This is a genomic window from Pseudomonas sp. OA65, from assembly GCF_017498305.1.
In the GTDB taxonomy this organism is placed as follows: Bacteria; Pseudomonadota; Gammaproteobacteria; order Pseudomonadales; family Pseudomonadaceae; genus Aquipseudomonas; species Aquipseudomonas zanjanensis.
The window spans coordinates 1-10,278 of record NZ_JAGDEZ010000015.1; the positions used below are offsets into that span (position 1 = coordinate 1).

Annotated in this window: 8 protein-coding genes; 5 read left to right on the plus strand and 3 right to left on the minus strand. The window is 63.2% G+C overall.

All coding sequences use genetic code 11. The features are described 5' to 3' along the window. Window positions 1–958 precede the first annotated feature (958 nt). Together J3361_RS14785 and J3361_RS14790 are read left to right on the plus strand one after the other, a co-directional pair. Window positions 959–1,594, plus strand: coding sequence for a ferric reductase-like transmembrane domain-containing protein (locus J3361_RS14785; protein WP_207965207.1), 636 nt, complete (start codon window positions 959–961; stop codon window positions 1,592–1,594). Window positions 1,595–1,611: 17 nt separating this feature from the next. Further along, the gene (locus J3361_RS14790) at window positions 1,612–2,118 is read left to right on the plus strand and encodes a DoxX family protein (protein WP_207965208.1); all 507 of its coding nucleotides are present in this window, start codon (window positions 1,612–1,614) and stop codon (window positions 2,116–2,118) included. 148 nt (window positions 2,119–2,266) lie between these two features. Here the strand turns inward: J3361_RS14790 and J3361_RS14795 are convergent, their stop codons facing one another. The 3 genes from J3361_RS14795 to J3361_RS14805 form a co-directional block, all read right to left on the minus strand. Further along, entirely contained in the window at window positions 2,267–3,016 is a 750-nt protein-coding gene (locus tag J3361_RS14795) for a putative DNA-binding domain-containing protein (protein WP_207965209.1), read from the minus strand. Continuing rightward, entirely contained in the window at window positions 3,009–3,854 is an 846-nt protein-coding gene (locus J3361_RS14800; protein ID WP_207965210.1) for a DUF692 domain-containing protein, read from the minus strand. Before J3361_RS14800 ends, J3361_RS14795 begins: the two co-directional genes overlap by 8 nt. A gap of 250 nt (window positions 3,855–4,104) precedes the next feature. Further along, on the minus strand, window positions 4,105–4,491 hold the full coding sequence (locus tag J3361_RS14805; protein WP_092172907.1) for an EF-hand domain-containing protein: 387 nt from the start codon (window positions 4,489–4,491) through the stop codon (window positions 4,105–4,107). A 426-nt stretch (window positions 4,492–4,917) separates the two neighbouring features. On the opposite strand from J3361_RS14805, the gene J3361_RS14810 reads away from it, so the two are divergent. The 3 genes from J3361_RS14810 (at window position 4,918) to J3361_RS14820 (ending at window position 10,093) form a co-directional block, all read left to right on the plus strand. Next, window positions 4,918–6,717 carry a thiamine pyrophosphate-requiring protein gene (locus J3361_RS14810; RefSeq protein ID WP_207965211.1) on the plus strand — a complete coding sequence of 600 codons (1,800 nt, stop codon included), beginning with the start codon at window positions 4,918–4,920 and terminating at the stop codon, window positions 6,715–6,717. Between the two features lie 134 nt (window positions 6,718–6,851). Continuing rightward, entirely contained in the window at window positions 6,852–7,409 is a 558-nt protein-coding gene (locus J3361_RS14815) for a DUF2238 domain-containing protein (protein ID WP_347709630.1), read from the plus strand. 110 nt (window positions 7,410–7,519) lie between these two features. Next, window positions 7,520–10,093 carry an EAL domain-containing protein gene (locus J3361_RS14820; protein ID WP_207965212.1) on the plus strand — a complete coding sequence of 858 codons (2,574 nt, stop codon included), beginning with the start codon at window positions 7,520–7,522 and terminating at the stop codon, window positions 10,091–10,093. The last annotated feature ends 185 nt before the right edge of the window (window positions 10,094–10,278 follow it).

Consider the following 10,278-nt stretch of genomic DNA (forward strand, 5'->3'; position numbering starts at 1 on the left):
CTGTGGGAGCGGGCTTGCTCGCGAAAGCGGGGCATCAGCCAGCATCCATTCAACTGACCTGACGCATTCGCGAGCAAGCCCGCTCCCACACTGTTCTGTGGCGTTGCAAATAGGGTGCCTTACCCAAACTCCCCCTGTGGGAGCGGGGCATCAGCCAGCATCCATTCAACTGACCTGACGCCTTCGCGAGCAAGCCCGCTCCCACACTGTTCTGTGGCGTTGCGAATAGGGGTGCCTTACCCAAACTCCCCCTGTGGGAGCGAGCCTGCTCGCGATAGCGGTGTGTCAGTCAGCATCCATTCAACTGACCTGACGCATTCGCGAGCAAGCCCGCTCCCACACTGTTCTGTGGCGTTGCAAATAGGGTGCCTTACCCAAATTCCCCTGTGGGAGCGGGCTTGCTCGCGAAAGCGGGGCATCAGCCAGCATCCATTCAACTGACCTGACGCATTCGCGAGCAAGCCCGCTCCCACACTGTTCTGTGGCGCTGCAAATAGGCTGCCTTACCCAAATTCCCCCTGTGTGGCGAGCCTGCTCGCGATAGCGGTGTGTCAGCCAGCATCCATTCAACTGACCTGACGCCTTCGCGAGCAAGCCCGCTCCCACACTGTTCTGTGGCGCTGCAAATAGGGTGCCTTACCCAAACTCCCCCTGTGGGAGCGGGCTTGCTCGCGAAAGCGGGGCATCAGTCAGCATCCATTCAACTGACCTGACGCCTTCGCGAGCAAGCCCGCTCCCACACTGTTCTGTGGCGCTGCAAATAGGGTGCCTTACCCAAATTCCCCTGTGGGCTTGCTCGCGATAGCGGTTTGTATACCAGTGTGTCTGCGGAGGATCGGCATACACGAACTTGCACAATGCTGCGCCGCGGACACACCCCGCTTACACCGGTTTGAAAGACTCCCTCGCAACCCCGGCACTATCTCGACCGGGCCCCCGACACCCAAGGAGCCTTCAAATGCCTACCCCTACCGCATCCCCCTTTCGTTACCAAGGCTGGTCACTGTTCAGCCTGCTCGCCGCCCTGGTGCTATTGATGACCGGGTTGATCCTGATACTGAATCCGGACCTGACCGAAGGCGTGCGCAGCGCCATTCGCGCCACGGCGCGTTCGTCGTTCATCCTGTTCCTGCTGGCCTTCACCGCCTCGGCATTCGCGGTGCTGGTGCCCTCGCCCCTGAGCCGGGCGCTGGTGCGTGAACGGCGCTTCATCGGACTGGCCTTTGCCTTTTCCCACCTGGTCCACGCCGTGCTGATTTACACCTACGGCCAGCTCAATACCGAGTTCTGGCCCGGCCGCACCACCCTCGGCAACGTGCCCGGCACCGTGGGGTATGTGTTCATCCTGCTGCTGGCGCTGACCTCGTTCAAAAGCACCACGCGCCTGATCGGTTTCAAGGCCTGGAAGCGCCTGCATGTCACCGGCATGTGGGTGCTGGCGGCGATCTTTGCCTATTCCAACTTCAAACGTATTCCCATGAGCGACTGGTACGTGCTGCCCTTCGGCCTGATCTGCGCCGCGACCGCCGTCCGCCTGGTGGGCAAGCTGGCCCAGGCCACCCAGCGTCGCCAACGGCCGCAACACGCGGCTTGAGCCCAGGGAGATCGATCATGTACGCAAATGCCTTGAAAACCCGGCATACCCAGCTCGATAACGTCGGGGCATGGCTGGCGCCGCTGGGCCTGCGCCTGTTCCTGGCCTGGGAGTTCTTCGAGTCCGGCCTGGAGAAATGGAACGGCGCGAACTGGTTCGCCGAGATCCAATCTGCGTTCCCGTTCCCGTTCAACCATGTGCCGGCCCAGTGGAACTGGGAACTGGCGATGTGGGCCGAGCTGATCGGCGCCATCGCCCTGTTGATCGGCCTGGGTACTCGCCTCTCGGCCCTGGTGCTGATCGTCGTCACCGTGGTGGCGACCGCTGCCGTGCACTGGCCGGCGGACTGGTCGAGCTTGAGTGAACTGGCCCAGGGTTATGCGATTACCAACAAGGGACACGGCAACTTCAAGCTGCCGTTGATCTACCTGGTGGCCTTGCTGCCATTGCTGTTGCAAGGGGCTGGGAAGTTGAGTGTGGATGCGGTGCTGAGGGCAGGCCTGCATCACCGAAACAAGGCCTGACACCCCCCTTGTGGGAGCTTGCTGTGGGAGCAAGGCTTGCCCGCGATACAGACGACTCGGTCAATCAGTCAGACCGAGGGGCGACCCATCGCGAGCAAGCTTTGCTCCCACAGCAGGGCCGCACAGGGGTTAGCTTTTCAATGGCAGATTACAACGCTACGCCAACAACCCCTTCCTCCTGCATCCGCCGCAACAGTGCCACGGCACTGTCCATGAACTCGGCAGAATCCACCCCCGCCTCCCGCGCCAACGCCAGCAACTGCCCTCGCCCCGTCAACCCTGGATAGGCCTCGATGCGCTGCAAAAGTCGCCAGGCCAACGGGCTGAGTTCGGAAAAACGCACCTCGAACCCAGGCGTTCGCCGCACCAGCAGCAGCGTCGGCTGCGCCGGTGGTGTCGAGGGCTGGTAACTCGGCGCCAGGCGATGCACCGGCCATTGGTACGCCAACGGCCAGGCCAAGGGCGAGACTCGCAGCGGCGAGCCGAGCAAGGACGTCTCGTCATGGGACGGCAACGGCTCGGCCTCGGATTGCAGCAGCGCCATCTCGACCCACTCGTAGTGCGCCAGCTCCGCCACGAACGGCGGCCAGTCCGGCGAAGGATGGTCTGCAAGGTAGCCAACGAATTCCTCGGCGATTTCACCGAACTTGGGCGTGGTACAGCGATGTTCACGCAGGAATCGGCGCACACAGGCACGCCAAGGGTGCTGTCCCAGCAGGTTTACCAACACGGGAAAGGTGCCGCTGAGCAGCGAACGCATGTTCTCGAAGATCAGGTCGCGATACACCTGGGCCCGCGCCGCGTCCATGCCAGCCGGGACCGGACAGTGTTCCGGGTCGCGCAGGTAAAGGGTCAGCGCCTGTTGCTGCTGTTGCAGCGTCTGCCGGGCCTCAGCCATGGGCCACCGCCTGCCAGGTGACGGCCTGGTGCTGCAACTGGCGAATCGTCTGCAGTTCGGCCACGAGCGCGGCGTAAGGCGGGAAGTTGAAGTCCCGTTCGAGCAAGGTCGGCTGTGCGCCGAAACGTGCATAAGCCTGGGCCAGCAGCGCCCAGACCACTGGCTTGACCGGCGCGCCATGGCTGTCGATTTTCAGCGTCTCGGACTCGTCGTAATGCCCGGCCACATGCATCGCGACCACCCGCCCCGGCTCAAGACCCGCCAGGAATGCCTGGGGATCGAAGCCATGATTGACCGAGTTGACGTAGACGTTGTTGACGTCCAGCAACAGGTCGCAATCGGCTTCGCGCAACACCGCCCGGGTGAATTCCAGCTCGCTCATGTCCTGTTGGGGAGCGGCGTAATAGGAGACGTTTTCCACCGCCAGGCGTCGTCCCAGCACATCCTGGGCCTGACGGATCCGCGCGGCCACGTGATGCACCGCTTCTTCGGTGAAGGGCAGCGGCAAGAGATCATACAAATGCCCGTCATCACCGCAGTAGCTCAAGTGCTCGCTGTACAACGGCACCTTGAAACGCTCGAGGAAAGCACGCACCTGGCCGAGAAACGCCAGGTCCAGCGGCACCGGCCCACCGAGGGACAACGACAGGCCGTGGCACGTCAACGGATAACGTTCGGCCAGCGAATGCAAGGCGGCGCCATGGGGGCCGCCGATGCCGATCCAGTTTTCCGGGGCCACTTCGAGAAAATCGAAATCCCCGGACGGCGCCTGGCGCAGCTCGTCGAGCAAGGCCCGGCGCAGGCCAAGGCCTGCCGAGGGTTGGGGTAGATTCAACATGACACATCTCCTGGGGAAACGAGATGTGGTGAGCCTCATGAGACGATCAATCGCACGCCAGAAAGACGAACACCCGTGGCGAGGGAGCTTGCTCCCGCTGGACCGGTCCGACGCTTCGGGCGCAGCAGGCCCAAAAAAAATGGGGCCGCTGCGCGACCCAGCGGGAGCAAGCTCCCTCGCCACGGGGCCTTTGTTCGACGCCGCTTCAGTGGGCTGGCATCAACGCATCAGGCTCACCACCAGGGGCGAATCAGGACTCGATAGCCGCCCCGCACTTGCCTTCGCCACATTTGCCTTCCGCAGTCTTCGCCTGGGCCGACAGGTATTGCTTGGCTTCCGGCAACGAGATGCCGCCGTCGTGGTTGGTGTCGATCTTGTCGAACTCAGCGGCGCGTTCCGGCGCGGCGGCGATGAATTCGTCCCGCGAGACCTGGCCATCGTGGTTTTTGTCAGTCTTGGCGAACTTGTCTTCGCCGCACTTGCCTTCGGCGGGTTTCTTCACCGTATCGGCGGCGGCCAGGGTGTAGCCCTGGGCCAGGTCGTTCATGGTCAAGGCCGAAGCCGCCGTGGAGAGACCCAGGCCACCGACCAGAGCCAGGCCAAGTGCAAGGGATGAATGACGGGAGAAGTTGAGCATGGGGTATTCCTCTGACGATTGACGATTAATCCGCCAGTCACCGGCACCGAGGCTCGGGGCCGGCTGGCTGGCGTAGTTAATCGGCGGTGTGTATCCGGCCTGTGTCGCCGGCCAGGCCCTTCGTCAAGCAGATGTATCCGGGCCTGCGCGGTACACACTGCGATACACGCCGTCCCTCATCGCGGGCAAGCCTTGCTCCCACAGGGATCAGCTGTGAACAGCGTATTTTGAGCTCGAGCATCAACCCTGTGGGAGCAAGGCTTGCCCGCGATGTCGTTCGCCCTGACATTGCCAGGCCCAAGGCTGACGCCGCGCACCTGGTTGAAAAAATCGAAACCTTGGACGGCGTGCACCGGTCAAGTCCTGTATGAACGTCAACCGCTGCACGTCGCGCCGAGCGACCACAGCCCGAAACGAGGGACAGACATGAGCATGACCGTCGGTGATTTCCTGGTGGAACGTCTTTATGAATGGGGGGTTCGCCGTATCTATGGCTATCCGGGCGATGGCATCAACGGCGTGTTTGGCGCCTTGAACCGCGCCCAGGGAAAAATCCGCTTCATCCAGGCCCGCCACGAGGAAATGGCCGCGTTCATGGCCTGCGCCCATGCCAAGTTCACCGGCGAACTGGGGGTCTGCATCGCCACTTCCGGACCCGGCGCGTCCCACTTGGTGACCGGCCTCTACGATGCCCGAATGGATCACATGCCGGTGCTCGCCATCAGCGGCCAGCAGGCCCGCGCCGCGCTGGGCGGGCATTACCAGCAGGAACTGGACCTGGTCAGCCTGTTCAAGGACGTGGCCGGGGCGTTCGTCCAGCAAGCCAGCGTGCCCGCCCAGGTGCGGCACCTGCTCGACCGCGCCGTACGCACGGCGGTGGGCGAGCGCCGGGTCACGGCGCTGATCCTGCCGAACGACCTCCAGGACATGGAATACACCGCGCCGCGTCACAAGCACGGGACCGTTCACTCCGGCGTCGGCTACCGCAAGCCCAGCGTCGTCCCCTACGAAGAGGACCTGCGCAAAGCCGCCGAGGTACTCAATGCAGGCAAGCGAGTCGCCATCCTGGTCGGCGCTGGCGCGCTGCATGCCACCGACGAAGTCATCGCCATCGCCGATAAGCTCGGCGCCGGCGTGGCCAAGGCGCTGCTGGGCAAGGCCGCCGTGCCCGATGACCTGCCCTGGGTCACCGGCACCATCGGCCTGCTCGGCACCGAGCCCAGCGACAACCTGATGGCCGGCTGCGACACGCTGCTGGTGATTGGCTCCGGCTTCCCCTACGCCGAGTTCCTACCCCCTGAGGGCCAGGCCCGGGGCGTGCAGATCGACATTCAAGCGGACATGCTCAGCCTGCGCTATCCCATGGAAGTCAGCCTGCATGGAGACAGCGTCGACACCTTGCGCGCCCTGCTGCCGCTGATCGAAGAAAAAACCGACCGCGCCTGGCGCAAGAAAATCGAGCACTGGCGGGAACGCTGGGAGCGCACCCTGGAAAAACGCGCCTTGGTCGCCGCCAAACCGATCAACCCGCAGCGAGTCACCTTCGAGCTGTCGCCACGACTGCCAGAGCAGGCCATCATCACCTGCGATTCCGGCTCCTGCGCCAATTGGTATGCCCGCGACCTGAAGATCCGTCGCGGCATGATGTGTTCGCTGTCGGGTGGCCTGGCGTCGATGGGCGCCGCCGTGCCCTACGCCATCGCGGCGAAGTTCTGCCATCCACAGCGCCCAGTGATCGCCCTGGTGGGCGATGGCGCCATGCAGATGAACAACATGGCCGAGCTGATCACCGTCGCCAAATACTGGCGCACCTGGGCCAACGGCACCTGGATCTGTGCGGTGTTCAACAATCGGGACTTGAACCAGGTGACATGGGAACAACGGGTGATGGAGGGCGATCCAAAATTCGAAGCCTCCCAGGACATTCCCGACGTGCCCTACCACCTGTTTGCCGAATCCATTGGCTTGAAGGGCATCCTCGTGTTGCACGAAGACGACGTGGCCACGGCCTGGGAAACCGCGCTGGCGGCGGATCGTCCGGTGCTGATCGAATTTCGCACCGACCCCGACGTGCCGCCGCTGCCGCCGCATATCAAGCTGGAACAGGCCAAGAAGTTTGCCTCGACCCTGCTCCAGGGCGACCCGAACGAGCGAGGCATCGTGGTGGAGACCGCCAAGCAGGTATTGAGCAGCCTGCTGCCGGGCCATCGCACGGATAAAGAGTGAGGCGTGACACGATGCCCACCGTTGAGCTGAATCGTCGCTATGAAAGGTCCCTGCTGCTGGCGTTCTGCGTGGTGTGGGGCTGGCTGGCCATCGCCCCCCTGAAACGCAGCGACTGACTGGCGGAAAACCTGCTGGTGGTTGTGTTGCTGGTCGTGCTGGTGGCCGTTCATCGGCGATTCAGCTTTTCCCGGCTGTCCGCCACGCTGCTGTTCGTGTTTCTCTGCATCCATGAAATCGGCGCCCACTACAGCTACGCCAAGGTGCCCTACAACCAGTGGTGGCAGGCCCTGACCGGGGGCCCTTCGCTGGACCAGCTCATGGGGTTCCAACGCAACCAATTCGATCGGCTGGTGCATTTCAGCTATGGCCTGCTGCTGGCCTATCCCCTGCGCGAGGTTTTGCTGCGGGTGGTGCCTGCAAAGGGGGGCACGGGCTATTTGCTGGCCTGGAGCCTGATCCTCGCGTCGTCGGCCATTTACGAGATCATTGAATGGCTGGGCGGTGCCTATATCGGCGGCGACACCGCCAAGGCCTTTGTCGGTGCCCAACAAGACCCGTGGGATTCACAGAAGGACATGGCCTTGGCCGCGCTTGCCGCATTCATCGCCCTGCTGGCCGCCGCCGGGGTCAATTACCTGCGCCAGCGGGATGTTGCGCTCGAATGGGCATCCCGCTTCAAGGCCCGCACATGATCATGACAACGCAGCCTGTCGGCCGCTTCGTTAACACGACTAAGTAAATCAGCCCACCCGCCGATACAAGACAGGTGCGGGTGAAATCGCTTTTGGCTGATGACTTTTTTATGACTGAAAATGCTGGCAATGAATCGACTGTCCTTTCCCCGGGCTCGCCAACCCGTAGTTTCACCCGTCGCACGTTCCCGGCCATCATGCTCCTGCTGTTTGTCATGTCCGCACTGGCGATCGCCGTGCTGCTCAACATTACCGCGGCCCAGGACCGGCGCGCCCGCGAACAGAGCCTGTTTTTCGCCCAACGGGCCATCGAGGGCATCCGCACCGGCATCGGCCGCGACCTGAGCGACTATTCCAAGTGGAGCGACGCCTACCGGCACCTGCATGTCGACGTCGACAAAGAATGGGCCTATGACCAGGAAAACGTCGGTAGCAGCGTGTTTTCGCTCTATGGCTACCAGGCGGTGTTTGTCATTTCCCCGACCGGCAAAACGGTTTATTCGGTGATCGATGGCCAGATGAGCGAGGTCGATGCCGACACCTGGCTGACCGGCGACCTGCGAGCACTGCGGAACAAAGCCAGCACGGCGGAAAATCACGACGAAGTGGTCGTCGAGCTGCTGCACCACGACGACGCCCCGGCGTTTGTCGCCGTGTCCGCCATCACCACCGGCACGGACAACAGCGTGGCGCAAATTCCCGGCCCGCCGAGCCTGATGCTCTTCGTCAAGGTCCTGGACCCCGGCGCCCTGGAAAACCTGGCGCGGGACTTCGCCCTGCCCGACGCCCATATCGCCAGGACCCCGGGCCCCGCCAATACCGCCCAGTTGCTGCTCGACGATCTGACCCAAGAGGCCCTGGCGTGGCGACCGCAGACCCCGGGCCAGGATCTGCGCAAAGTCCTGCTGCCGTTGCTGGCCGTGGCGTTACTGGTGCTGGCGATCCTGGCCCTGGCCGTTCTGCGCCACGCCTTGACGATGCTGCGCGCCCAGGAAAGTCAATACGCCAGCCTGCTGGCCCACCGCAAGGCTTTGGAGCGCAGCGAAGAACGTTTCCGCGATATCGCCGAAGTCTCCTCCGACTGGTTGTGGGAGGTCGACTCGACCGGGACGCTGACCTACCTGTCGGAACGCTTCGAACAAGTGACCGGCTTCAGCCCCACGGAATGGCTCGGCAAACCGCTGCACCGGCTGCTCCATCCCCATGGTGGCTCGATCTCGATTGCCCAATGGTTGCTCGGCGGCGCCAACAGCCTCTCTTCGGCACCGCTGCTGTGCGAGTACACCGCGCGCAACCAGCGCATCCGCACCTGCAAGCTCTCGGTTCGGGCCATCGAAGCCGGCACCTTGGGTTTTCGCGGCACCGCCACGGATATCACCGATGAACTGCGGGCACTGGCCCAAATCAAGCACCTCTCCCTGCATGACCCGCTGACCGGGCTGGCCAACCGCAACCGTTTGTTCGATTGCCTTCGCGAACACCTGGATCGACCCGATCGCCCGCCCCTGGTGCTGCTGAACCTGGACATGGACCGATTCAAGCCGGTCAACGACTCCCTGGGCCATGCCGTGGGCGATAAAGTGCTCAGGGAAGTGGCGCATATCCTCCAGCAAAACGTCCGTGGCACCGATCTGGTGGCGCGCCTGGGCGGTGATGAGTTTGTCATTGTCATGCCCGAGCCCGGCGATGCCGACGATATCGATCAACTCTGTGCACGACTGATCGACTGCATGCAACGGCCCATGCACCTGGACGGCAACACGCTGTACCTGGGGGTGAGCATCGGCGTCGCCTGGTCGCAGCCCGGTGACGAACGGGCCGATGAGCTGTTGCGCCACGCCGACATCGCCTTGTATGCGGCCAAGGCGGCGGGCCGCAACACCTGGCGCGTGTATGTGGAAGCCATGGGCAACCTGGCCCGCGACCGGCGGCAATACGAGCAGCAACTGCGCAACGCCATGCAACACGACCAACTGGAACTGCGCTACTTGCCTCGCTTCGACGTGATCGCCGAGCAACTGCACGGTTTCGAAGCCCAGATTTTCTGGCACCACCCCGAAAAGGGTGAGCTGGGTGGGGCCGACTTCATCCCCGTGGCCGAAACCTCAGGTCAGTTGGAAGAACTGGGCACCTGGGTCTTGATCAACGTCTGTGAAGAAGCCGTGACCTGGCCGAGCGATGTGAATGTCTCCCTCGCGGTTTCACCCCGGTGGTTCAACAGCAGCTTCCTGCTCAACCAGGTGCAGGAAGCGCTCGAAACGAGTGGCCTGGCGCCTCACCGGCTAACCTTGGAAGTGGCCGAAGGGGTGCTGCTGGCCGACCACAAGGCCGTCGCCGCCACCCTCCATGCGCTCAAGGATCTTGGGGTGCGGATCAACATCGATAAGTTCGGCACCAACATCGCCTCCCTGCGCGAGGTGCTGGACCAGCCGTTTGATGGCATCCGCTTCGACCGCAACATCCTCTCGCAGCTGGGCCTGGAGGACGACAAGGAAGGTGTCCTGGCGATGATTCGGTTGAGCCGCAGCGTCGGGCTCATGGTCACCGCCGAAGGTATCGAAAACGCCCGGCAATTCAGCCAACTGCGCAACGTGGCCTGCGACCATGTCCAAGGCCCCTACTTCGGCGCGGCACTGCCCCGCTCGGAAATGGCCTCGTTCTTCACCACGCCGCGGTGGCTGTAACCCGCCGCGCCACTGCTTTCGCGAGCAGGCTCGCTCCCACAATGGCCCCTGTGTTGTACCCAAACCTCAAGGTCACCCAATAACCCTGTGGGAGCGGGCTTGCTCGCGAAGGCGGTGGACCTGCTGGCATATATGTTGGCTGTGCCGCCGTCTTCGCGAGCAAGCCCGCTCCCACAAAGGGGGCC